We start from the raw sequence: 22,931 nt of genomic DNA, 5'->3' as shown, positions 1-22,931 counted from the left end.
CACGCAGGACTGACAAAGAATGCGAGGGTTTGTCTACACGCTGAAAAGAACTGCAAAGAGCAGTTCTTTTTTATTTATGCTTTTGTAAAAATGCGAAATGGCTGGCCAACTGGCAGTACGATCCGCCCAAAATGGGTATTCAGTACAACAGCTGCAGAACCATAAAATGAAAGCAGGGAAATGATCAATTCTGCAATTCCAGCCATCATATGAGTCACATCATACATCACACCAAACGAGCTAAGGGAAAGGCCAATGAATAAGAAATCAATAAAGACGAAAATCATAAATAACACTTTATGTGTTTCCATTGCACCAATCGTCATAAATAAGCTGAAAATTAAATAACCAATAAAAGCAAAACCTAATTGTTTTGGATCAGCAGCTCCCGCAAGCGTTTTCCCAAAAACGCCAGCTTGAATGAGCCAAGTGGTTCCAACACCCATCCAAAAAAGGCCGAACGCCCCAAAAGCAGTCGCTCCAAAAATATTATGATGCTTTGAATCTTGTATGGACGCGATGAGTTGCGCGATTCCTCCAAGGAAGATAGCCCAAGGTAAGATAAGGGAAGTGCCATCTGTCATTCCTAATTTTTGAGAGGACGCAACAAGCGTCACCATTGCTAAACCAAACAAACCAAGTGGTGTTGGGTCTGCAATTGATAATCGAATTGCTTGAACATTCTGTTTTTCCATCATGACCTCCTACAATTTGCACTTACAAAAGATACTCGAATTCGATAGAAACGTCAAGCTCTTTTTAGTAGACACTTGCATGGTCTTTCAAATCAATCTATATTTAATACATATACTTGTGATAGAAAAAGAGGGATAGAATGAGTAAAGGCTTAGCTGGAAAAACCATTGCCATTTGTGGAACGAGAAAAACTGAAGAAATGCGTACACTTGTTGAAAAGCAAGGAGGACAAGCCGTTATTCGTTCTCTTCAAGGAACTGTATTTTTAGCCAAAGAAGAGTTAAAGCCGGGGATTGAAACCTTTGTGAAGCAGGGAGCTGACTGGGTGATTTTAACAACGGGAATTGGCACAGAAACATTAATTGAAAGTGCAGAAGAGCTGCAGCTTGGAGACGCTTTTATGAACATTTTATCAAACGCGCACATCGCTTCCAGAGGGTACAAAACCTTTGCGGCTCTAAAAAAACGCGGAATTCAGCCAGATGTTTCTGATGAAGATGGAACCGTTCGTGACCTCATTTCAAAGCTTGAAGACAAAGAGTTTCAAGGCAAGCGTGTTATGGTGCAGCTTCACGGTGAAAACGCGCCAGCTCTCATCCAGTTTTTACATGACAAGGGAGCAGATGTTTTGCAGCTGCTGCCATATCAGCACACGCCTCCTGAACCAGAGGTTGCTGAAACGCTGCTTCAAGAAATGAAAGAAGGAACGGTCCATGCTGTTTGTTTTACGACCGCTGTCCAGGTTCATGCTTTTTTCAAGATAGCAGCAGAATGGGGCAGAAAAGAAGAACTGCAAGCTTTATTCGAGCAACATGTATTGGCTGTCGCTGTCGGAAAAGTCACAGCTGAAGGTTTAAAAGAAGAGGGAGTCAACCGCATTCTTACCCCGTCACTTGAGAGAATGGGTGCAATGATTATGGAATTATCCCAATATATGAAAAAACAATCGACACACTCATAAAAAAACGCCTTTCACAATATGTGTGGAAGGCGTTTTCGTTAGATTGTCCGTTTTCGATTCGTGCGAATTTTTTTCAGTACGAAATACAGAACGATGAGGACGATGGCAATGGCCATAATCGGCGTTGTATAAGCGTGAGCAACACTTTGAATATGATCCCATTTTGTCCCAAGCTGCATACCGAGATAAATAAATAGGATGGACCAAGGGATGGCGGCTAGTCCTGTCAAGAGAACAAATTTGAAAAATGGCATTTTGGCAATACCAGCTGGAATCGAGATCGCATGGCGCACAACAGGGATAAATCGTGCTGTAAACACGACACCTGTTCCATAGCGGTCAAACCAGCGCTCTGCCGTAGCAATATGATGCTCGTGGATGAATAAATATTTCCCGTATTTTGTTAAAAAAGGTCTCCCGCCGTAAAGACCAATCCAGTAAATAAAGCACTGGGCAAGCGTTCCTCCAATGACTCCAGCAATGACAGCTCCAACAAAACCAATGGTGCCTGTTGACACCATATATCCGCCATAGGCAAGGACAATTTCACTTGGAATAATTTCAATCATAAGTCCAAGTGCAACACCTGCGTAACCAAGGCTGGTCAGCCAGGTTAAAATTTCAGTAAACAAGGTTCCCATTCATTTCACTCTGCCTTTAAATACGAATTTTCTTCAAGCATCCTGATAAGAGCTTATGCTTGTTTTGCTTCTCTCATGAGTATGCTTTGCATATATGCTAGCATGGCTGACCGCATATCATGACGCATTAATCCAATTTCGGCCGCTGCCTTAAAAGAGCCAAGTTTATCGCCGACATCAAACCTCATGCCATCTAATTGTTTTGCATAAATAGGGGATTGATGTGCAATGAATCTCAGAGCATCTGTCAGCTGTATTTCGTTACCGGCACCTCTCTCAATTTTTTCTAAAACTGAAAAAATTGACGGGGTGAGAATGTATCTGCCCATCACGGCTAAATCGGAAGGCGCCTCATGAATAGCTGGCTTTTCCACCAAGTCTGTGACTTCAATCACTTGACCGTCTACTCTAGCTGGTCTTATCATACCATACTTGTTGACATCTAGACGATCCACTTGCTGAACACCAATGACCTCTCTTTGTTTCTCCTCATAGACTTCCATGAGCTGAGAGAGAGCTGGCTTTTCTGATACCATCACATCATCCCCTAAAAGAACCGCAAAAGGATCATTTCCGGTAAAATGACGTGCACATAATACCGCATGTCCAAGGCCTAAAGGTTCCTTTTGGCGGATATAATGAATATTGGCCATATCTGCAATATGCTTGATTTCAGCCAGTTGTTCCTTTTTCCCTTTTTCGAGCAAATTTTGTTCAAGCTCAATCGAGCGGTCAAAGTGATCTTCAATAGATTTTTTATTCCTTCCTGTAATAATGAGAATATCTTCAATTCCAGATTGAACAGCCTCCTCTACTATGTATTGAATAGCGGGTTTGTCGATAATAGGTAGCATTTCCTTTGGCTGTGCTTTAGTAGCTGGTAAAAAACGTGTACCTAATCCTGCTGCTGGTATAACGGCTTTTTTGATGTTCATTGAATCATCACTCCATTTCTGATGGTTTACTTTCTGTTTGAAAAACCCAAATGCGGCTTCCAGTAAAAGTGATCATAAGGCCCACTAGGGTGCCAACTGCTTTACTGATGAATAATGAGAAACCTGCTAGCTGCGTGACATATAAGACAACATAAGTAAGGAGACACGCTGCCCCGTTGACAGTGATCCATTTGATCCATTCCCATTTATCAGCTTTCTTTTTCACTTGAAACGTCCATTTTCGATTCCAAATATAACTGTTCAGCATTCCTGCAGTATAGGAAAGGCACTGTGCAAGAAAAGAGGGGACAAGGCAGGCAGTGAGAAAAAAGAAGATAATAAAATCAATCAGCGTATTGCTGACGCCTACGATTGAAAATGCCGCATAGGTCCGAATGTTTCTCTTTGTCATGTGAAGGACCGTCACCTCCTAGTGTTTGAGTGGGTGTATAACTACTGTACAAAAACGAGTTGACGAATCAGTGAAGAAAAGATGAAAAAAACATGAACAGACTGGATCCGTTTTTTCACCAGCTCGTGATATAATTTGTGAGATAAAACAAACGGTGGTGCACATTCATGTATTTAACAATTGCTGAAACAGCTGAATACCTCGAAGTATCAGAAGCGTATATTGAAAAATTAATGCAGCAAAAAAAGATCCGTTACGTATTCGACGGAGAATCATATTTGATTTATCAAGGACAGTTTCAAACCCATATGAAGCAGATAAAGCAATATAAAGAGCTCATCCAAGAAATCTTAAATGAACCGATTCCTGAGGACCCCGACGTCAAAGATGAAGATTAAAAAAGACTGTATGAGAAAGGAAGAACCTTTTCATACAGTCTTTTTTATTGACTCACTCCTGTTTGGACAATCTTCATCTGGCATTTGACTTGAACATCTGCATCAGGGTAGATGCTTTGCCATTTCTCCGGTGTCATGGCTTTATCTTTAGAGCGATACTTTAAACCAAGGCCAAGCGGATCAATTTTTTGTTTTTTAAAGAACTGAACAAGCTCATCTCCTTGCCGCGCGACACGTTTTTCCACTTCTTTTCCAACGTGCTGTAAAATAGCGGGTCTATCAATTTTTTTCGATTTCATGAATTCTTTTCATTCACCTTTGAGCTTGATCGTGATCGTTATTTTAGGCTTTCTTCTCAAACGCTCTGTTTTTCGTATTTGATAAGACACACGGGATCCTGATAATATCGAGACGGTCATTCAGCGAATTGAAGAGATCAATTATGATTAAATTTTGGATGCGAATTATCTTGTTCAAATGCTCTATGACGTGTCCAATACGATCTTCCCATTGTTTTTAAATACAGAACGACCAGACCGTGTTTCTTCAGGAATAACCGAAGGGAAAATTGCTATTATGGTCGATGGCTCTCCGTATAGCCTGCTTGCACCGACCATTCTTCTAGAGTATTTTTCAACAATGGAAGATTACAACATGTTGTGGATTGCAGCTTCTTGCTTCCTTTGGAATTCGTTCTTTTAATTTTTCTAATGTTTGAAGCCCATTTGTTTGTTTGATAAGGGGAAGAATCTGTTCATGGAGAAGGTTTCCATTGATTAATGAGCGAAAATAAGAAATCCGATAGTAGACATCTTGCGCATGAGACCGTTCATTTGTAAAATCTGCCGAACGGGATAATGCCTCAAATACTGAATTCGGGTCGCTTGGCTGTGAGGTGTTTTTCTTCAGCACTTGAACCATCTCCTTCCGCGATTTCCCTCTATTATCCAACCAATTGTGTGAAGACTTCATGAACTAGACGCTTTTTTTCCATATTGAACGGCTTCTAATAAAAAGTCAGCTAGATGAACAGCCCTCATGTCATGCGCATGTCCTGACTTTTTGACGCCTGCCGCCATTTGCAGCTGACAGCCTGGATTAGATGTAACAATCGCTGTCGCTGCTGTTTGATTTGCTTCCATCATCTTATGATCTAAAATTTGCATAGACATTTTTGGTTGCAAAATGTTGTAAATGCCTGCTGAACCGCAGCAGCGATCTGCATGTTTCATTTCTTTCAACGTCACACCTTCAATGGCTTTCATAAGTACCCTCGGCGCCTTATCTACACCCATTCCATTCCGTAAATGACAAGAGTCTTGGTAGGTGATGACCTGCTCTGGTAAGGCCAATGGCGCGTGGCGGTGAAACTTTAGCTCTACAAGGATGGTGGATATATCTGTTATCTTCTGCGAAAAGGCCTCACTTCGTTTTTGAAAAGCTGGATCATCCTTCAGCAAATGACCATAATCACTTAAAAAGGCGCCGCAGCCGCCCGCATTCATGACAATGGCTTCAGCATCCGTTTCCTCAAATGCTTCAATATTCCGCTTGGCTAACTGTTTCGCTTGGTCCTTTTCTCCGCTATGACCATGAAGCGCTCCGCAGCACGTCTGGATAGGAGGAACGATAACATCGCAGCCTGCGAGCTGAAGGAGCTGAATCGTCGCTTTATTTGTACTGGAAAAAACCGTATCCATTAAACAGCCGGAAAAAAAGGCCACCCGTTTTTTTACTGGACCAATGGCTTTATATTTTTTCAAACGATTTTTCTTTTGAGGCGGCACCTTTGGAAGCGCCTGTTCCATCAGCTGTAAATGTGAGGGAAGCACCTTTAGCATGCGAGTCTTGCGGGCGGCCGTTTGCAGACCAGATGTTTGATAAAATCGAAGAAGGCCAGCTGCTTTCCGCATACGGCTTTGTGAAGGGAAGAGACCTTTAAACACCATGCGCCTCATCAATTTGACGGGTAACGATTGTGGTTTATGCTGCTGAATGATGTCTCTTGCATCTTCCAGTAACCGCCCATACTTGACGCCTGAAGGGCAGACCGGTTCACATGCCCGGCAGCCGAGACAGAGATTGAGGGAGTGTTCAACATCTTCATCAGGTTCAATGATACCGTCTCTGACCGCCTTCATTAACGCAATTCGTCCCCGGGGAGAGTGTGTTTCTTGTTGCCCAGATTCAATATAGGTAGGGCAGGAAGGCAGGCAAAAGCCGCAACGCATGCAGTTGAGCAGTTCCTTTTCATCCATTTGCTGCTGGAATTTTTGCTGAATCTCTTTTTGACTCATGAGACCACCACCCGCTTTCTTGTTGATTTTCCAAACACTTTATCAGGATTCATGATATGAGCAGGGTCTAGCGCCTGTTTGATCGCTTTCATCGCAGCAATTCCTTCTTTTTTGACCTTCAGCTCCAAATAGGGCGCTTTCATGAGACCTACGCCATGTTCACCCGTAATGGTGCCGCCAAGTGCAACGGCTTTTTCAAAAATGGCCTGAAAGGCTGCTTCTACACGTTTCATTTCTTCTTCATTTCTTGCATCTGCTGCACAAGTAGGATGTAAGTTCCCATCACCTGCATGCCCAAATGTACAAATAGTCACGTCGTATTTTTGAGCAATTTCTTCAATCGCTCGAACCATGTTGGCAATTTCAGAACGAGGAACGGTGGCATCCTCTAAAATAGTGGTCGGGCTGAGCCGGGCGAGGGCAGATAAAGCTGAGCGTCTCGCCGTTAAGAGCGCACTTGCCTCTTCTTCAGAGCGGGCGATATTGACGCTTTTTGCCCCATGCCGCTGACAGACTTCAGCCATTTTTTTGATATCACGTGAAACAGCCTCAGGGATGCCGTCCTGTTCGATTAATAACACTGCCTGAACATCAGTAGGCAGGCCGATTTTTGCAAAATCTTCAACGACTGCAAGGGTCGGCTGATCCATGAATTCTAATGTAGCAGGAATAATGCGCTCAGCAATGATAGCTGAAACAGAAGTAGCGGCTTCTTCTAGGCTTTCGTATAAACAAAGCATCGTTTGTTTCGTTTCTGGAAGCGGCAGGAGCTTCAACGTGGCTTCTGTGACAATTCCGAGCGTTCCTTCTGAACCAACGAACAATCGAGTCATATCATATCCAGCCACATCCTTTGCCAGCTTCCCGCCTGTTTTGATGATGTCACCATTTGGCAGAACCACTTCAAGTCCAAGCACGTAATCTCTTGTCACCCCATACTTTAAACCTCTCAGCCCCCCTGAATTTTCGTTAATATTTCCGCCTAATGTGGAAATTTTCATCGAGCTTGGGTCAGGCGGGTAGAAGAGACCTTTTTCCTCGACTTGCCGAATGAATTCTTGCGTAATCAAACCAGGCTGTACCGTTGCGGTCAGGTTTTCTTCGTCTATTTCTATTAATTGGTTCATTCTTTTGAAAAGAATGACTAATCCGCCTTGAGCAGGGCATGTTCCTGCACAAAGATTTGTACCCGATCCTCTTGGCACAATTGGCACGTTGTATTGAGCGCAAAGCCGCACGATTTCCTGCACTTCCTCAGCTGTGTGAGGGCTTACAATAGCATCTGGCATATGTTGAAAATTTGGTGTCGCATCATAAGAGTAGGCAAGACGATCCGCCTTGCTGTCTTGGACATAAGACGCACCGACAATGTCTTTTAATTGATTTGAAAATTCTGAATCTAACATGTGCAATCACTCCCACTCGTTTCTTTCAGTATAAAAAAAAGAACCGTCTCATGCCTATGGACGATTCTACAAAATATCGCGCTTTTTTATAGGTTTCTTTGTATCATCATCCAACAGCATCAATGCCAAATAAAAGAGCATCGCATCTTGCATCCGTTTTGGATCAAGTGTCGTTAAATCCTGAATACGTTTTAACCTGTAATGCAGTGTATTAATATGTACATGCATGGCTTCAGCTGTATGTTTCAATGAGTAATCAGAAGCTATGAGTACCCGCAATGTTTTCACTAGTTCAGAATAGGGGAGAAGGGGCGCAATCGTTCGATCGAGAAACACACCTTTCGTTTCCTGACTGATTTCCTCAATCAAAAGCTCAAGTGTCAAATCTTCATCAAATACAATCGGTGTATCAGCATGCGCCAATTTTAAAGCGCGAAAGGCTTGATGAAAGGACTGCTTCATGACATGAGAAGCTGATGGTTTCCCCGCACCAATCAACATTCTTGATGAAGAAAGGGCTGCGAGCGCAGCATGGATACGGAACAGGCGCTGCTGAAATGCATCACGATCACCAGACGTCGTTTCCAGCATGAGCAAAAACCGCGCATGTCCCCAGCGCACGATAATCTCCTGACTCGTGAGGTGCAGTTTGTCCTTCATCACTTGATATTGATCCTGCTTCATAAACGATTCATCTTGACAATCAATCAGTACCACCGCACGCTGCTTTTTGACATCAAGATGCAGCCGCTGCGCCTTTTCAGTGATATCAACAGCTGTCTCTGGCAGATGAAGCCAGTCAAACACAAACGCTTCAAGCTGTCGTTCATCTGTTTCCGTTTTTTGAAAGAATTCATGCTCTTGAATGAGCAGCTCTGTCATTTTACGTAAAATGTCGCCAAAAGGGGACACGTGCACAGGATCTCCTGTCATCCCAATCACACCAATGACCTCTTGCTTAAAATAAATAGGCAGATTGATGCCGGCTTTGACGCCTTTCATATGCTGCTGGTCATCCTTTGTGAGGATTCGTTTCTGCCCTTCAAAGGACGTGACATATGCGCCTTCATGAAATTGACCAATGCGTGCTGGATCTGTTGCGGCAATGATGGTACCGTTTGGTTGTGTGATGATGATTTCTTCCGTCAGTACCTTTTTGATCTCGTCTACGATTTTTTCTGCCAGTGTCATTGTGAGCAAAACGGTCCCCTCCGAGATGTTTCTTTTTACACTATGATACCATCATATGCTTAGGCATATCTTTCTTTTCCTGTGTTATGCTAAAATAAAAAACGCAAATGACGTAGATGAAAGGAGATACAGCCATGTCACTGCAAAATCGCTTACAAGATTTACTGAAAGAAGGGCAGGCGCTTACAGACTTTGAATATGCCGAAGCTGCACGTCAAAATTGGCCGTTAGAAGGGGCAAAAATGAAAGAAGAAGCACGCTTTGCCGATAGCTATATAGAGCGTGTGGACAAGGAATCAGAGGAAATGATTCAAACAGAAGCCGTGTCCTTTTTAAATACACCCCTTACATATGTAAAAAAACAACCAAACGAATTCATTTATATCGAATCGAAATGGTTTGATGTGGTGAAAGTCGATGGACTGGCCATAGAATGGGATGAAGTATTTCAGACGTATACCGCATTATTCGGATTGAAACGTCCTAAAAAAGATACAGGATTACTAAAAGAGATGCTCTCAGAATTAAATGGTGCTCAGCTCCAATTTAATGGACAAGACGGCTTATTTGATATCAATATTCCGCTGCTTGAACTTGAGAACATCCAAGAAGATACGCCTATTATTGATGCGATCTCAGCGGTATACCGTTATTTATTCCACTTGATCCTGCAGCTTGAAAATGAATGAACCAAAAAACGGCTCAAATTCCTGAGCCGTTTTTTGATAGCAAAATGGTGCTTTTCCCACCCAAAGGCTCCAATCGGCATTTCCCTTTTCAACCATTGTGCAAAAGAAAAAAGCCAAAATGCTCTTGGCTTTTTCTGCATGAACTAAGGCGTGACAAACTTCACATCATGCTCTTTTCCATATTGAAGATAATTTTTAGAAGGCTGCTCGTTGGTCACGACGACGTCTATTTCTTTTAAATCACAAAACGTGGTCAAAGCATAATGATCAAATTTACTATCATCGACTAATAAAAAGGTTTTCGCGTTTTTTTCAACAAGTGTCTTTTTTATATCTGTCTCAAGCGGGGAAGAATTCGTGACCCCATGATCAATGGATAAACCAGTTGACGCAATAAACGCTTTATTGACATTGTATGCTTTTAGACGCTCTACACTTTGATAGCCAACGAAAGAATTTGTTTTTCTCTCTAGCATGCCGCCGGTCGAAAAGATGGTGAGATTTTCATAAGGCATGGCCTGCGTAATGAAATCCACGTTATTTGTCACAACAGTTATCTGTTTCTCTGTCAAATAAGGAAGCATCTCAAGCGTTGTCGTACCAGAATCAACAAAAATCATATCACCCTGTTCGACAAAAGCGGCGGCGGCCTGTCCGATCAATTGTTTTTTACTCAGCTGCCGCGTCTTTCGCTCCTGATATACGACTAAAGTTGAGTGATTCACAGCAACGCCGCCATAGACTTTTTTGAGCACGCCGGATTCTACCAATGCTTGTACATCTCGACGTATTGTGTTTTTTGAGACGCCAAAATGTGCCACAAGCTCATCAAGAGAGGCAGATTCCCGGTCAAACACATACTCTTTTATTTGCTGAATACGTTTTGTTTTTATCATGCTATAATCTCCAATCAATACGAATATGCTGATTCTATTATAACAATAATTTCAGGCAAAAGATGACACTGATCCATATGGTAGGATCAATGGTTTTTTCGCTTAGCTTTTCTCATATTCCATAAAAGCGTATGATAGAGAAAAGAGGATAGAAAGGATTTTCACTCCTATGAATCAATCCAACATACAATTTTCAAAGCTTGCGAATTTTAGAGAAGTCGGCGGACTCCAAACAACGGATGAAATGGTCATCAAACAAGGCATGATTTATCGATCCGCAGATTTATCACGTCTCACAAAACAAGATAAATGCACGTTCTCAACACTTGGGATTCAAACCGTTTGTGACCTCCGGACAAGCTCAGAACGCAAATCAAACCCACCAAAGATCAAGGAACATGACAAAATTGTTCATATCCCTATGCAGCCTGACAGTATGATGCCTAGTAAATGGAGCATGTTTCGTATGCTGACAACAAAAGGAAGGTCTCTATCCTTTACGCCGATCATGAAATATTTATATCAAAGCATGCTCACTGAGCGAAAAAAAGAGATTCAGCAGTTGTTCACAATACTGTCAGATGAGGAAAATTATCCGCTCATGCTTCACTGTACAAGCGGAAAGGACCGTACAGGCTTTTTATCTGCGCTCATTCAATTAGTAGCAGGTGTCTCGGTTCATACCGTTTTAGATGAATACATGCGCTCCAATGAAGGCGTGCAGATGCTTGTGAAAAGGCAGCAAAGATTTGTTCGCATGATGAGTTTATACCGGGTGTCAAAAGAACAAATCCAGCCGCTTCTCGGTGTGCAGAAGGATTATCTTGAGGATGTGCTGAAAGAAATGATGGAGACATATGGAAGTGCAGAGCGATATTTAATCGAAGCATGCGAAGTTCCGGAAGATCAGCTCCATCAAATGAAAAACATCTTGCTTACACCATCTGCTGGCATTCCATTTCGAACCTCAGAATAAACTTAGCATGAGGTGATGCAAATCATGCTGAAAAAAATCAGCATCATGTTTCTAACATTTGCTTTTATGTGTGTCTTCTTATTGATTCCATCTAGCAGTCTAGCTCGCCCTTTGATGAACGGGACGCTTGAGAGCAGCCGGGAGATGCGAGCGGTTTGGGTTGCATCGGTCTATAACTTAGATTGGCCATCAAAGAAAGGACTGCCCGCCCAAGAGCAAAAACGAGAGTTCATTCATCTGTTAGACGAGATCAAAGCGATGAATATGAACGCCGTCATCATGCAAATTAAACCAACAGCAGATGCCTTTTATCCTTCGGAATATGGACCATGGTCAGAATATTTGACCGGCACGCAAGGGAAAGACCCTGGATATGACCCGCTTGCGTTTATGGTAGAAGAAGCACATAAACGAGGCCTCGAATTTCACGCTTGGTTTAACCCATATCGAATCACAATGAATCATACAGACCTCAGCCGGCTGTCAGCCGATCATCCTGCAAAAGCACATCCTGACTGGACCATTGCCTACGGAAATCAGCTTTACTACAATCCCGGCATTCCTGACGCTCAGAAATTCATAGTAGGCGGCATAGCGGAAGTTGTGAAGAATTATGATATTGATGCGGTGCATATGGACGATTATTTTTATCCAAATAAAATGGCCGGTGTCCCATTTCCAGATCAAGAAACGTATGAAACCTATGGAAAAAAAGCATTTACACACATAGAAGATTGGCGAAGAGATAATGTAAACCAATTGGTGAGGCAAATCAATGAAGCCGTTAAAAAAGAAAAGCCGTATGTGAAATTTGGTATTAGTCCATTCGGTGTATGGCGTAACATGAAAGATGATCCAACTGGTTCAAACACAACAGCAGGCATGACCAATTACGATGATTTATATGCTGATACAAGACAGTGGATTCAGCAGCACAATATTGACTACGTAGCCCCGCAAATTTACTGGAGCATTGGCTTTCAGGCAGCCTCCTATGACGTGCTAACGAAATGGTGGTCTCATGAAGTAAAGGGAGAGCCCGTTCACCTTTACATTGGTCAAGCGACGTATAAAATCAATCAAAACAGTGATCCTGCTTGGTCAGATCCCGAGGAGTATGTTCGCCAAATCAAGCTGAACAGGCAGTCTCAGCTCGTGCAGGGAAGTATGCATTTTAGTTTAAAGGATATCAATCGAAACCCGTTGAATATCAAGAATCGATTAATAGAAGAAACCTATAGCAAACCGGCTATCATTCCAGAGATGCCATGGCTTCAACAAAAAGCGCCCAAAAAACCAATCATCCATGCTGTGAACAAGAGAGAAGATGGCGCAGTTTTAAGGATTCAACATGATCCGCACTCTACTGCATCCTATTATGCAGTCTATCGACTGTCGAAAAAAGGGACGTATGAATTAATCCAAACGGTCAGAAAAGAGAAAGGCACAATGACACTTGTCAAAGACCTTTCAGTACATCAGAAAAAGACATATACCTACAAAGTGACAGCGCTCAATCGCCTTCACCATGAAAGCAAGCCTTCTACAAAAACAGTCAAATAACAAAGAAAGCATAAATGAGGACTTTCCTCCATTTATGCTTTTTTTTACTATTTTTATTTTAATTTTCTGAATTCAATTAAGCTTGGCATGAAGCAGCTACTTGATTAATAAATATGATAGAAAAGCGCCAAAGGGGGAAGCACAATGGATTTTGAATTAACGAAAGAGCAGCAAATGATCCGCCAGATGGTTAAAGAATTTGCAAAAACAGAAATTGCACCGCTCGCTCAAACGATTGATAAACAGGCTGTATTTCCTGTCAAAACATTTCAAAAAATGGGGGAACTCGGCTTTATGGGTATACCCTTTCCAGAGAAATATGGAGGGTCAGGAGGAGATACGATATCGTATGCGCTGGCTGTAGAGGAAATCGGAAAGCAGTGTGCCAGTACAGGTCTTAGCTATGCCGCTGCTGTCTCCTTAGGCGCAAGCCCGCTTTATTATTTCGGTACGGAGGAGCAAAAGATGGATCACCTTGTTCCGCTAGCGTCTGGAACAGCACTCGGTTCCTTCGGATTAACAGAACCAAACGCAGGATCAGATGCAAAAGGAACGAAAACAAAAGCAATCAAAGACGGACAAGAATATGTCATCAGCGGTGAGAAGTGCTGGATTACAAATGCCAATTTTGCTAGAACGATTATTGTCACCGCTGTGACAGATGATGATGAACATGGTCGTCCGATCATCTCAGCCTTCATTGTGGAGAAAGGACAAAAGGGGCTGTCGATTACAAATCCATATGACAAAATGGGGGTTCGCGGTTCAGATACGGCTGAGATCCTTTTAGACGAAGTGCGTGTCCCGGCACATCATATATTAGGAGACCCAGCGAAAGGGTTCAAGCAATTTTTATATACATTAGACGGGGGACGAATTTCCATTGCTGCTTTATCTGTTGGAATTGCGCAAGCGGCACTTGATGCTTCACTTTCTTATGCAAAAGAAAGAAAGCAATTCGGGCAGACCCTCTCATCGTTTCAAGCCATTCAATTTAAGCTGGCGGATATGGCGATGCAAATTGAGCTTGCAAGACAAATGGTCTGGAAAGCCGCTTGGCTGAAAGATCAAGGCAAACCGTTTACAAAGGAAGCCGCCTATGCCAAACTTTTCGCTTCTGAAATGGCGACAAAAGCAAGTCTTGATGCGGTTCAAATTCATGGCGGAACAGGCTATATGAAAGAATGTGGTGTTGAACGACTCGTGAGAGATGCGAAGCTGATGGAAATTGGAGAAGGAACCTCTGAAATTCAGCGGCTCGTCATCGCAAGACAGCTGTTAGCGTAGCACCAGAATGAAAACGCTTACTATTGGTGAGGGAGGAAAGCAATGATGTCGATTCATCCACAAACGATTGGCTCCCTATTAAGAGAGAAAAAGGAGCGGCACCCAGCACATGAAGCCATTGTTTATCCAGAACGTTCTTTACGCTATTCATACGAAGCGTTTTATAGGGAGGTGAAGGAAACAGGGAAAGGTCTCATGGCATTCGGTGTTCAAAAAGGTGATCATATCGCCATCATGGCACCAAATGTTCCAGAATGGCTCATCCTGCAATTTGCCTGCGCCTCCATTGGAGCTGTTCTTGTCACTGTAAATACCAATTTTCAATCACAGGAACTCGCTTATTTACTCAAGCATTCTGATAGCAAAATGCTGTTTATCGTAGACGGCTTTAAAGAAACTTCCTATGTCAACATGCTTGAAGAGCTGATTCCAGAGCTTCAAACAGCTCATCATGGTGAGATCACATCCGCACAATATCCTTATTTAAAAAGCTGCGTGTATATCGGTCAGCGCGTACCAAACGGCATGCGCAGCTGGGACAGTCTTCAAGTGGCTGCCAAAAGAACAAAGGAGCATGAATGGGAGAACCGAATGGATGAACTCGTGCCTGATGACGTCATGAATATGCAATATACCTCAGGCACAACCGGTTATCCAAAAGGAGTCATGCTTAGTCATACAAACATCGTCTGTAATGCCAGTCAAATCGCAGATTGTATGAAGTTAACAGAGCAAGACCGTATGTGTATCCCTGTACCGTTTTTTCATTGCTTTGGCTCTGTTCTTGGTGTGCTTGCTTGTCTAACAAAAGGGGGAACGATCATCCCACTTGAATCTTTCCATCCGGAGCGAGTCCTTCAAACAGTTGAAAAGGAAAAGTGCACCGTTCTTCACGGTGTGCCGACGATGTTCATCGCAGAGCTCGATCATCCAAATTTCCACTCTTATGATCTGTCCACATTACGAACGGGCATTATGGCCGGCTCACTCTGTCCATCCCATGTCATGAAAGCCGTCATAGAAAAAATGGGACTCAGAGAACTCACGATTGCCTATGGTCAGACCGAAAGCTCACCTGTCATTACCCAAACAAGAACCGATGATTCATTTGAAAGACGGGTTCAAACGGTCGGACGTGCGCTTCCTCAAATCGAAGTGAAAATTGTCTTACCGGGTACGTCAGAAGAAGTACCAAGAGGGGAGCAAGGGGAACTGTGTACAAGAGGTTATCACGTCATGAAAGGCTACTATAAAAACGAAGAAGCCACAAATGAAGTCATTGACGAGGACGGGTGGCTTCATACAGGGGATTTAGCTGAGATGGATCAGGACGGCTATGTAAAAATCACAGGACGGCTCAAAGATATGATCATCAGAGGCGGAGAGAATGTGTACCCAAAAGAGATTGAGGATGTCCTTTACACGCATCCCGCTATTCTAGACGCACAGGTCGTAGGCATTCCTGACGAGACATACGGAGAAGAAGCCGCTGCGTTCATTCGGCTCAAACAAGGCCAAACGGTCTCGATTGATAAATTAACCAGCTATTGTCAGTCTCAAATGGCACGCTACAAAATCCCGAAATACTTTTTCATTACAGATGAGTATCCAATGACCGCCTCAGGAAAGATTCAAAAGTTTCGACTAAAAAAGCAGGCGCTTGATCTAATAAAGGAGTGAAGGCAGCGATGTTTCAACAAGTATTGATCGCCAATCGAGGCGAAATTGCCCGTAGAATGATTCGGACATGTAAACGGCTCGGCATTAAAACGGTTGCCGTCTATTCAGAGGCAGATCAGTATGCACTTCATGTGCAAGAGGCAGACAGCGCCTATATTATCGGTGGCTCAAAAGTATCTGAAAGCTATTTAAACATGGAGGCGATCATCGAGGTTGCCAAACAAACAAATACAGATGCCATCCACCCTGGATATGGCCTTTTATCAGAGAATGCAGCATTTGCTGAACGCTGCCGCAGTGAAGGCATCGCCTTTATTGGACCATCTGCACAAGTCATTCAGCAAATGGGGAATAAAATTGAAGCGAGAAAGACAATGGAACAAGCTGGCATCCCAATCGTTCCAGGTATTTCGGCCCCGCTCAATGATGCGGACGATGGGGTCAATAAAGCAAAGACGCTCGGTTATCCCATTATGCTGAAGGCATCGAGCGGCGGAGGAGGAATTGGCATGCAGCTCGTCCGAAATGACGAAGAGCTGTACAGAGCGTTTGAAGGAAATCAAAAAAGGGCGCAAAGCTTTTTTAATGACGGTACTTTGTACATGGAAAAGGTGATTGAGCATGCGCGCCATATTGAAATTCAAGTCCTTTTTGATTCCTTCGGCCATGGGGTTCACTTATATGAAAGAGACTGTTCACTCCAAAGAAGACATCAGAAAATCATTGAAGAAGCGCCAGCTGTCTGTCTCGATGAAGAAGTGAGGCATCAAATGGGGCAAATGGCCGTCAAAGCTGCCAAAGCCATTGGGTACGAAAATGCAGGGACGATTGAATGTTTAGTCGATGAAAACCAGCAATTTTATTTCTTAGAAATGAATACGAGATTACAAGTAGAACACCCTGTCACAGAAGAAATCACAGGCATTGATCTTGTCGAAGAGCAGCTGAAAATCGCTGCATTAGAGCCGCTGGCTTTCAATCAGGAGGACATTCATCCAATTGGGCATGCCATCGAAGTGAGAATCTACGCTGAAGATCCTGTCACATTTTATCCATCACCAGGAACAATCACTCGGCTTTCTGCACCTGAAGCCTCATATATCCGTCATGAGTCAAGCGTCACGAGTGGAAGCGTCATTACGCCATTTTACGATCCAATGATTGCGAAAATGATTGTTTACGGCGATACCCGAAAAGTCGCAATTGAACGATTAAAAACGGCATTACAAGCATATGAAATAGAAGGGATCAAAACCAATTTACCGCTTTTAAGGGAAATGGCCGGATCTTCTGCCTTTTTACATGGCAGTATGACAACCGATTTTCTGATGAAAAAAAGGGAGGAAAACCGTTCATGAAAACCGTCACAATACAAATGGCCGGCAACCTATGGAAGCTTCTTGTAAAACAAGGCGATGTAGTGCAAAAAGGGCAGGAGGTCGCCATTTTAGAATCAATGAAAATGGAGATTCCGATTGTTGCAGAAGAGGCAGGTGTAATTAGCAAAGTGTATAAGGCAGAAGGTGAATTTGTCGATGAGGGAGAGGTGCTTTTGGAGCTGACAGTATAGGAGGGAAGCCACATGGCATTACCAAAAAGCGTGCTTATTAGAGAGGTCGGTCCGCGGGACGGACTGCAAAATGAATCCGTTTGGCTGGACACAAACGAGAAGCGAACGTGGATTGATTTACTCGCAGCAGCCCAGCTCCCTTATATTGAAGTCACATCATTTGTCCATCCGGCATGGGTTCCAGCCTTAAAAGACGCCAGAGAACTAGCCCAATCATTAAACAAAAAAGACAAGATCACCTATGCTGCACTCATTCCCAATGAAAAAGGCTTAGCTCATTTTTTTGAAGCAAACCTTGATATCGGCGCTATGTTTGTCTCATCGAGTGAAACACATAACAAAAAGAATATGAATCAGTCCATACAGGAAACGCTTCCTGTGATCAAACAAATGACAGCCGATTTAAAAGCAGAGGGGCGAAAGACTCGCGCATATCTTTCTACCGTGTTTGGCTGCCCCTATGAAAAACAAGTGCCGATGGACCAAGTGCTGCGATTAACGGAATACCTGCTCTCATGCGGCATTGATGAAATTTCTCTCGGAGACACCATTGGAGAAGCTCATCCGCTGCAAGTAGAAAGACGGTTGGACATTTTGCTTGAACGCTTTCCCGCAGATAAAATTGCTCTACATTTTCATGATACAAAGGGGATGGGCCTTGCGAATATTTATACAGCATTAAAGACGGGCATTACGATATTTGATGCCTCTAGCGGCGGGCTTGGCGGCTGTCCATATGCACCTGGTTCCAGCGGAAATGTAGCGACAGAAGACGTCGTGCATATGTTACACAAACTGGGGATTGAAACAAATGTCGACTTTCCCAGATTGATCCGCGCGGCCGAATGGATTGAAGCAAAGGTAGATCGAACCCTGCCTAGTCACTGCTTACATGCATTTCACTCTCACTACTTGATAAAGGATGAATGACATGGAGGAATTGATTCAATATTCAATACAAGATGAACAGATCGCGATCTTGACCTTAAATAGACCCGAACAAGCCAATTCTCTATCAGCTGCTATGCTGGAGGAAATCAATCAAACCATTCAAGAAATCAAACACGATGAAAACATCCGCTGTTTGCTCATGACTGGAGCTGGCGCTAACGTTTTTTGCGCAGGAGCAGATTTAAAGGAACGACGATTCATGACTGACGAAGAAGCAAAACAGGCCGTCCTAACCATTCAGCAAACCTTTACAGAAATTGAATCATTACCTGTGCCTGTCATAGCCGTCATCAACGGACACGCACTTGGCGGAGGTCTTGAGCTTGCGCTAGCCTGTGATCTCCGCATCGCAAGAGCGGGTGCAGCACTCGGCTTGCCGGAAACAGGACTAGCCATCCTGCCGGGAGCAGGGGGCACGCAGCGTCTTCCGCGCCTGATCGGCATCGGTAAAGCAAAGGAGCTTATCTTCACAGGCACTTCTTTACGAGCAGAAGAGGCCATTCAAATTGGGCTGATTGAGCATATCTCTTTCGCAGATTCACTCATGAATGATGCCATCGCACTCGCAAAGCAAATGGTCAAAAATGGACCAATTGCCTTAAAAGAAGCAAAACAGGCCATTCAATCTAGCCTTGATCACGATTTACAAACAGGTTTGACGAAAGAACACGAAGCCTATCTGCGGCTTATTCATACAGAAGATCGAATGGAAGGTCTCAAGGCTTTTCAAGAAAAACGAACGCCTCATTACAGAGGCAAATAGCAAGAAAGGGGAATGCTCATGATCCAGGAATATGAATTAAAAAAACATCGAATTGAAAAGGGCGGGGCTGAACGATATCATCAAAAAAACAAAGAAAAAGGAAAATTGTTTGTCCGGGATCGCCTCCAATTGTTATTAGATGAGGATTCTTTTATTGAAGATGCCATGTTTGCAGAGTGTCAAGATGCCCATTTGCCAGCAGATGGTGTTGTCACAGGGACGGGGCGGATGCATGGGCAGACCGTTTGTGTCATGGCAAATGACTCTACTGTTAAAGCAGGATCGTGGGGCGTCAAAACAGTAGAAAAAATCATTAGAATACAGGAAACAGCCGAGAAGCTTAATTGTCCCATGCTCTATTTAGTCGATTCTGCTGGTGCAAGGATTACCGATCAAATCGCGATGTTTCCAGGGAGAAGAGGAGCAGGTCGCATTTTTTATAATCAAGTCAAACTGTCTGGACGTATCCCGCAAATTTGTTTACTATTCGGCCCGTCTGCGGCTGGTGGTGCTTACATCCCTGCTTTTTGTGACATCGTCGTCATGGTTGAAGGAAATGCTTCCATGTATTTAGGCTCTCCCCGAATGGCTGAAATGGTGATTGGAGAAAAAGTATCACTCGAAGAAATGGGCGGGGCGAACATGCATTGCAGCATTTCTGGGTGCGGAGATATATTAGCGAAAACAGAGGAAGAGGCCATTCAAATCGCACGTGATTATTTAACCTACATGCCTGCCAACTATACGGAAAGACCAAAAAGGAAAGCCCCAATAGCGCCTAAACCATCTGAAATCTCACTCCAAGACCTCATACCTAAGGGACAGAATACCCCTTTTGATATGTATCAACTTATTGATTTGCTCATTGACGAAGGGTCATTTTTTGAAATCAAAAAGCTGTTTGCTGCAGAGCTGATCACAGGCTTTGGGCGAATAGACGGTCAGCCTGTCGGTCTTATTGCCAATCAGCCAAGAGTGAAAGGAGGCGTGTTATTTCATGACTCCGCAGACAAAGCCGCTAAGTTTATTCAGCTGTGTGATGCTTTTCATATCCCACTGCTCTTTCTTGCTGATATACCGGGATTTATGATCGGAACAAAAGTGGAACAGGCTGGCATTATTCGGCATGGAGCAAAAATGATTTCCGCTATGTCAGAGGCGACCGTACCGAAGATATCTGTCATTGTACGTAAAGCATACGGGGCAGGTTTATATGCGATGGCAGGACCAGCCTTTGAACCGGATTGCTGTCTCGCTCTTCCATCTGCCCAAATTGCTGTTATGGGCCCGGAAGCCGCTGTCAATGCTGTCTATGCGAATAAAATTGCCGCACTCCCTCCAGAAGAGAGAGCCGCATTTATACAAGAGAAACGCAAAGAATACCAGGAAGATATGAATATATACGAGCTTGCCTCCGAAATGATCGTCGATGGCATCATTCCATTTGACCGTTTAAGAGCTGAACTGTGTCATCGCCTACAAGCCTATACATCAAAAGAGATGACATTTACGAGACGAAAACATCCGGTCTATCCGGTCTAAAGGGGGGGCGTCCTCATGATGAACCTAAAACCAGCATGGATACCGAAAGAGCAGATGATCAAAAAAACACGTCTTGACCAATGGATGAAGTCTCTTGGATTTTCTACTTATCACGCATTCTATCAAGCCAGTATCGAGCGCACAGATTGGTTTTGGAGAGAAGCCGAAAAAGCGGTCGGTATTCAGTGGAAAGAGCCGTATGAAGCGGCATTAGGGAAGCATTCATTTATGTGGCCAAACTGGTATAAAGGCGGCATATTAAACATCACTGAAACGGCCGTGGACAAATGGGCAGAGAAAGAAGAAACGAAGCATCAACCCGCCATTATTTGGAGCAATGAAGCAGGTGAAGAAAAGAGGTGGTCATTTCTCCAGCTGCAGGAGAAAGTCAATCGTCTTGCAGCTGGCCTTTTAAAGGAAGGGCTTCAAAAAGGGGATGTGGCCATTATTTATATGCCGATGCTTCCTGAAACGGTTGCCGTCATGCTTGCCTTTGCGAAGATTGGTGTCATCTTTAGTCCCGTCTTCTCAGGCTATGGAAGTGAACCTCTCGCTGTACGTATTCGCGCATCAGGTGCATCCATTGTCGTCACAGGAAATGAAATGACGCGCCGCGGAAAGACGATCAACATGCGAGAATGTGCGGCGGATGCAATCAAAAAAACAACAACTGTGCAAACAGTCATTGTGTACACTTCCTCTGATACTGGATATCAAGATGACATCAAACTGAATGATTTGTTGAACGAACAGCCGATAGCCCGAGCGGCTTATGTCACAAATGAACACCCGCTTATGATCTTGTACACATCAGGCACAACTGGCACACCAAAAGGAGCTGTTCATACACACGCAGGATTTCCTGTCAAAGCGGCATTTGATGCCGGTCTATGCATGGATGTTGCCACAGGAGACCGGCTGTTCTGGCTGACAGATATGGGCTGGATGATGGGGCCATTTCTTGTCTTTGGCGGTTTGATCAATGGAGCCGCCATCGTTTTATATGACGGCGCCCCCGATTATCCAAATGAACAGCAGCTCTGGTCATTCATCCATCAGCAGAAAGTTACTCATTTTGGACTTTCGCCTACATTTGTTCGTTCTGCGATGCAGCAAAACATGGAAGGGGTCCATCTGCCGCATGTCAAAGCCATCATTTCTACTGGCGAACCTTGGAATGAAGCGCCGTGGGAGTGGTTATTTGACACCATCGGTCAAAGGAAGATTCCGATCTTAAATTATTCAGGAGGAACCGAGGTGTCTGGAGGAATTGTCGGGAGTACGCTGCTTCGTCCAATCAAACCGATTCTCTTTAATGCGGCGATCCCAGGAATGGCGGCAGATGTGTATAATAAAGCCGGACAAAGCGTGATAAATGAAGTAGGAGAGCTTGTTGTGAAAAAGCCATGGGTCGGCATGACATGTGGTTTTTGGAACGAGCCGGAGCGTTATGAAGCTGCGTATTTCAAACAGTTTGATGGCGTATGGACACACGGTGATTGGGTCATGCAAACAGAGGACGGAGAATTTCATATCACGGGCAGATCGGATGATGTTATAAATACAGCAGGCAAACGTGTCGGTCCAGCTGAAATTGAATCCATCCTTGTTGGACATCCGGCTGTGCACGAAGCTGCTGTAATTGGGGTAAAGGATGAGGTGAAGGGAGAAGCACTCGTATGTTTCATCGTGACCGGTTCACACACTTTTGAAGAAGTCAAACTCATCCAAGAGCTTTCAGCACATGTTGGTACACATGCCGGAAGAGCGCTCACACCAAAAGAAATTCATCTCATTTCTGCTTTACCGAAAACAAGAAACGGAAAAATCGTCCGGCGTTTACTAAAAGAAGCGTATGAACACAGGCCTTCACCAGACCTTTCTTCACTAGCCAATCCAAATATATATAAACGCATCTCTGAATATTTGAAAAGCAAACAGCAAACATAGAAAAAAGACAGGAAGGACTTCCTGTCTCAGCGTGAAGACAAACCCTCGCATTCTCCCGCAGTCCTGCGTGCCGGTGCTCGTCATTGATATACTGCAAAGGTTTTAAGATAACGATCAAAAGAAGAAA

At 43.7% G+C, this 22,931-nt stretch carries 24 protein-coding genes; 14 read left to right on the top strand and 10 right to left on the bottom strand.

Annotated elements, in window-relative coordinates; translation table 11 throughout:
* Positions 1-74: 74 nt before the first annotated feature.
* A complete protein-coding gene (locus BA1_RS14785; RefSeq protein ID WP_008360540.1) occupies positions 75-695 on the bottom strand; it encodes an acetate uptake transporter in 621 nt (206 codons plus the stop codon).
* 140 nt (positions 696-835) lie between these two features.
* On the opposite strand from BA1_RS14785, the gene BA1_RS14780 reads away from it, so the two are divergent.
* Complete coding sequence (locus tag BA1_RS14780; RefSeq protein WP_008360538.1) at positions 836-1,657, top strand: uroporphyrinogen-III synthase; 822 nt, start codon at positions 836-838, stop codon at positions 1,655-1,657.
* Positions 1,658-1,695: 38 nt separating this feature from the next.
* Here BA1_RS14780 and uptA read toward each other — a convergent pair whose 3' ends face one another.
* From uptA to BA1_RS14765, 3 genes are read right to left on the bottom strand one after another with little or no spacing between them, the layout of a single operon-like run.
* On the bottom strand, positions 1,696-2,298 hold the full coding sequence (gene uptA / locus BA1_RS14775) for an undecaprenyl phosphate transporter UptA (RefSeq protein WP_008360536.1): 603 nt from the start codon (positions 2,296-2,298) through the stop codon (positions 1,696-1,698).
* A gap of 53 nt (positions 2,299-2,351) precedes the next feature.
* Entirely contained in the window at positions 2,352-3,233 is an 882-nt protein-coding gene (galU, locus tag BA1_RS14770) for a UTP--glucose-1-phosphate uridylyltransferase GalU (RefSeq protein ID WP_008360534.1), read from the bottom strand.
* Between the two features lie 7 nt (positions 3,234-3,240).
* A complete protein-coding gene (locus tag BA1_RS14765) occupies positions 3,241-3,645 on the bottom strand; it encodes a GtrA family protein (protein WP_008360532.1) in 405 nt (134 codons plus the stop codon).
* 167 nt (positions 3,646-3,812) lie between these two features.
* Here BA1_RS14765 and BA1_RS14760 point away from each other — a divergent pair, with 167 nt between their 5' ends.
* Complete coding sequence (locus BA1_RS14760) at positions 3,813-4,043, top strand: excisionase family DNA-binding protein (protein ID WP_008360530.1); 231 nt, start codon at positions 3,813-3,815, stop codon at positions 4,041-4,043.
* A 44-nt stretch (positions 4,044-4,087) separates the two neighbouring features.
* Here BA1_RS14760 and BA1_RS14755 read toward each other — a convergent pair whose 3' ends face one another.
* Entirely contained in the window at positions 4,088-4,342 is a 255-nt protein-coding gene (locus BA1_RS14755) for a Ger(x)C family spore germination C-terminal domain-containing protein (protein ID WP_008360528.1), read from the bottom strand.
* Positions 4,343-4,520: 178 nt separating this feature from the next.
* Between BA1_RS14755 and BA1_RS18820 the strand changes: the two genes are divergently transcribed.
* On the top strand, positions 4,521-4,745 hold the full coding sequence (locus BA1_RS18820; protein ID WP_008360526.1) for a spore germination protein: 225 nt from the start codon (positions 4,521-4,523) through the stop codon (positions 4,743-4,745).
* Here the strand turns inward: BA1_RS18820 and BA1_RS14750 are convergent.
* The 4 genes from BA1_RS14750 to BA1_RS14735 all read right to left on the bottom strand — a co-directional run bounded on the left by BA1_RS14750 (position 4,677) and on the right by BA1_RS14735 (position 8,946).
* Complete coding sequence (locus BA1_RS14750) at positions 4,677-4,955, bottom strand: hypothetical protein (protein ID WP_008360524.1); 279 nt, start codon at positions 4,953-4,955, stop codon at positions 4,677-4,679. The two genes, BA1_RS18820 and BA1_RS14750, sit on opposite strands and share 69 nt — an antisense overlap.
* Before the next feature lie 56 nt (positions 4,956-5,011).
* Positions 5,012-6,340 carry a (Fe-S)-binding protein gene (locus BA1_RS14745; RefSeq protein ID WP_008360522.1) on the bottom strand — a complete coding sequence of 443 codons (1,329 nt, stop codon included), beginning with the start codon at positions 6,338-6,340 and terminating at the stop codon, positions 5,012-5,014.
* Positions 6,337-7,746 (bottom strand): glycolate oxidase subunit GlcD, encoded by a 1,410-nt coding sequence (glcD, locus tag BA1_RS14740; RefSeq protein ID WP_008360521.1) that lies wholly within the window; start codon positions 7,744-7,746, stop codon positions 6,337-6,339. Before glcD ends, BA1_RS14745 begins: the two co-directional genes overlap by 4 nt.
* A gap of 66 nt (positions 7,747-7,812) precedes the next feature.
* The gene (locus BA1_RS14735; RefSeq protein WP_034739646.1) at positions 7,813-8,946 is read right to left on the bottom strand and encodes a sugar diacid recognition domain-containing protein; all 1,134 of its coding nucleotides are present in this window, start codon (positions 8,944-8,946) and stop codon (positions 7,813-7,815) included.
* Between the two features lie 125 nt (positions 8,947-9,071).
* Here BA1_RS14735 and BA1_RS14730 point away from each other — a divergent pair, with 125 nt between their 5' ends.
* Entirely contained in the window at positions 9,072-9,626 is a 555-nt protein-coding gene (locus BA1_RS14730) for a hypothetical protein (RefSeq protein WP_008360515.1), read from the top strand.
* Between the two features lie 143 nt (positions 9,627-9,769).
* On the opposite strand, the gene BA1_RS14725 is transcribed toward BA1_RS14730, so the two are convergent.
* Complete coding sequence (locus tag BA1_RS14725; RefSeq protein ID WP_008360513.1) at positions 9,770-10,522, bottom strand: DeoR/GlpR family DNA-binding transcription regulator; 753 nt, start codon at positions 10,520-10,522, stop codon at positions 9,770-9,772.
* A gap of 169 nt (positions 10,523-10,691) precedes the next feature.
* Between BA1_RS14725 and BA1_RS14720 the strand changes: the two genes are divergently transcribed.
* The 10 genes from BA1_RS14720 (at position 10,692) to BA1_RS14675 (ending at position 22,804) form a co-directional block, all read left to right on the top strand.
* A complete protein-coding gene (locus BA1_RS14720) occupies positions 10,692-11,498 on the top strand; it encodes a tyrosine-protein phosphatase (protein ID WP_008360511.1) in 807 nt (268 codons plus the stop codon).
* A 15-nt stretch (positions 11,499-11,513) separates the two neighbouring features.
* Positions 11,514-13,061, top strand: coding sequence for a glycoside hydrolase family 10-like protein (locus BA1_RS14715; protein ID WP_034739643.1), 1,548 nt, complete (start codon positions 11,514-11,516; stop codon positions 13,059-13,061).
* 144 nt (positions 13,062-13,205) lie between these two features.
* Complete coding sequence (locus BA1_RS14710) at positions 13,206-14,348, top strand: acyl-CoA dehydrogenase family protein (protein WP_008360506.1); 1,143 nt, start codon at positions 13,206-13,208, stop codon at positions 14,346-14,348.
* 42 nt (positions 14,349-14,390) lie between these two features.
* Positions 14,391-16,028: an AMP-binding protein gene (locus BA1_RS14705; protein WP_034739640.1), complete on the top strand. Its 1,638-nt coding sequence runs from the start codon at positions 14,391-14,393 to the stop codon at positions 16,026-16,028.
* A gap of 8 nt (positions 16,029-16,036) precedes the next feature.
* Positions 16,037-17,386, top strand: a complete 1,350-nt coding sequence (locus BA1_RS14700; protein WP_008360502.1) for an acetyl-CoA carboxylase biotin carboxylase subunit — start codon at positions 16,037-16,039, stop codon at positions 17,384-17,386.
* On the top strand, positions 17,383-17,598 hold the full coding sequence (locus tag BA1_RS14695) for an acetyl-CoA carboxylase biotin carboxyl carrier protein subunit (protein WP_008360500.1): 216 nt from the start codon (positions 17,383-17,385) through the stop codon (positions 17,596-17,598). Before BA1_RS14700 ends, BA1_RS14695 begins: the two co-directional genes overlap by 4 nt.
* A 12-nt stretch (positions 17,599-17,610) precedes the next feature.
* Positions 17,611-18,528, top strand: coding sequence for a hydroxymethylglutaryl-CoA lyase (locus BA1_RS14690; RefSeq protein WP_008360498.1), 918 nt, complete (start codon positions 17,611-17,613; stop codon positions 18,526-18,528).
* A 1-nt stretch (position 18,529) separates the two neighbouring features.
* Positions 18,530-19,312, top strand: coding sequence for an enoyl-CoA hydratase (locus tag BA1_RS14685; protein WP_008360497.1), 783 nt, complete (start codon positions 18,530-18,532; stop codon positions 19,310-19,312).
* An 18-nt stretch (positions 19,313-19,330) separates the two neighbouring features.
* Positions 19,331-20,854, top strand: coding sequence for an acyl-CoA carboxylase subunit beta (locus BA1_RS14680; RefSeq protein WP_008360495.1), 1,524 nt, complete (start codon positions 19,331-19,333; stop codon positions 20,852-20,854).
* 15 nt (positions 20,855-20,869) lie between these two features.
* Entirely contained in the window at positions 20,870-22,804 is a 1,935-nt protein-coding gene (locus BA1_RS14675) for an AMP-binding protein (protein ID WP_008360493.1), read from the top strand.
* Positions 22,805-22,931 lie beyond the last annotated feature (127 nt).

The organism is Bacillus xiamenensis (genome assembly GCF_000300535.1).
In the GTDB taxonomy this organism is placed as follows: domain Bacteria; phylum Bacillota; class Bacilli; order Bacillales; family Bacillaceae; genus Bacillus; species Bacillus xiamenensis.
This window is presented reverse-complemented; position numbering and strand designations above follow the sequence as displayed.

Bases quoted from the DNA above. Each gene is read 5' to 3' on its own strand.
- BA1_RS14785 (WP_008360540.1), bottom strand. From the start codon at position 695: ATGGAAAAACAGAATGTTCAAGCAATTCGATTATCAATTGCAGACCCA.
- BA1_RS14780 (WP_008360538.1), top strand. From the start codon at position 836: ATGAGTAAAGGCTTAGCTGGAAAAACCATTGCCATTTGTGGAACGAGA.
- uptA (WP_008360536.1), bottom strand. From the start codon at position 2,298: ATGGGAACCTTGTTTACTGAAATTTTAACCTGGCTGACCAGCCTTGGT.
- galU (WP_008360534.1), bottom strand. From the start codon at position 3,233: ATGAACATCAAAAAAGCCGTTATACCAGCAGCAGGATTAGGTACACGT.
- BA1_RS14765 (WP_008360532.1), bottom strand. From the start codon at position 3,645: ATGACAAAGAGAAACATTCGGACCTATGCGGCATTTTCAATCGTAGGC.
- BA1_RS14760 (WP_008360530.1), top strand. From the start codon at position 3,813: ATGTATTTAACAATTGCTGAAACAGCTGAATACCTCGAAGTATCAGAA.
- BA1_RS14755 (WP_008360528.1), bottom strand. From the start codon at position 4,342: ATGAAATCGAAAAAAATTGATAGACCCGCTATTTTACAGCACGTTGGA.
- BA1_RS18820 (WP_008360526.1), top strand. From the start codon at position 4,521: ATGCTCTATGACGTGTCCAATACGATCTTCCCATTGTTTTTAAATACA.
- BA1_RS14745 (WP_008360522.1), bottom strand. From the start codon at position 6,340: ATGAGTCAAAAAGAGATTCAGCAAAAATTCCAGCAGCAAATGGATGAA.
- glcD (WP_008360521.1), bottom strand. From the start codon at position 7,746: ATGTTAGATTCAGAATTTTCAAATCAATTAAAAGACATTGTCGGTGCG.
- BA1_RS14730 (WP_008360515.1), top strand. From the start codon at position 9,072: ATGTCACTGCAAAATCGCTTACAAGATTTACTGAAAGAAGGGCAGGCG.
- BA1_RS14725 (WP_008360513.1), bottom strand. From the start codon at position 10,522: ATGATAAAAACAAAACGTATTCAGCAAATAAAAGAGTATGTGTTTGAC.
- BA1_RS14720 (WP_008360511.1), top strand. From the start codon at position 10,692: ATGAATCAATCCAACATACAATTTTCAAAGCTTGCGAATTTTAGAGAA.
- BA1_RS14715 (WP_034739643.1), top strand. From the start codon at position 11,514: ATGCAAATCATGCTGAAAAAAATCAGCATCATGTTTCTAACATTTGCT.
- BA1_RS14710 (WP_008360506.1), top strand. From the start codon at position 13,206: ATGGATTTTGAATTAACGAAAGAGCAGCAAATGATCCGCCAGATGGTT.
- BA1_RS14705 (WP_034739640.1), top strand. From the start codon at position 14,391: ATGATGTCGATTCATCCACAAACGATTGGCTCCCTATTAAGAGAGAAA.
- BA1_RS14700 (WP_008360502.1), top strand. From the start codon at position 16,037: ATGTTTCAACAAGTATTGATCGCCAATCGAGGCGAAATTGCCCGTAGA.
- BA1_RS14695 (WP_008360500.1), top strand. From the start codon at position 17,383: ATGAAAACCGTCACAATACAAATGGCCGGCAACCTATGGAAGCTTCTT.
- BA1_RS14690 (WP_008360498.1), top strand. From the start codon at position 17,611: ATGGCATTACCAAAAAGCGTGCTTATTAGAGAGGTCGGTCCGCGGGAC.
- BA1_RS14685 (WP_008360497.1), top strand. From the start codon at position 18,530: ATGGAGGAATTGATTCAATATTCAATACAAGATGAACAGATCGCGATC.
- BA1_RS14680 (WP_008360495.1), top strand. From the start codon at position 19,331: ATGATCCAGGAATATGAATTAAAAAAACATCGAATTGAAAAGGGCGGG.
- BA1_RS14675 (WP_008360493.1), top strand. From the start codon at position 20,870: ATGATGAACCTAAAACCAGCATGGATACCGAAAGAGCAGATGATCAAA.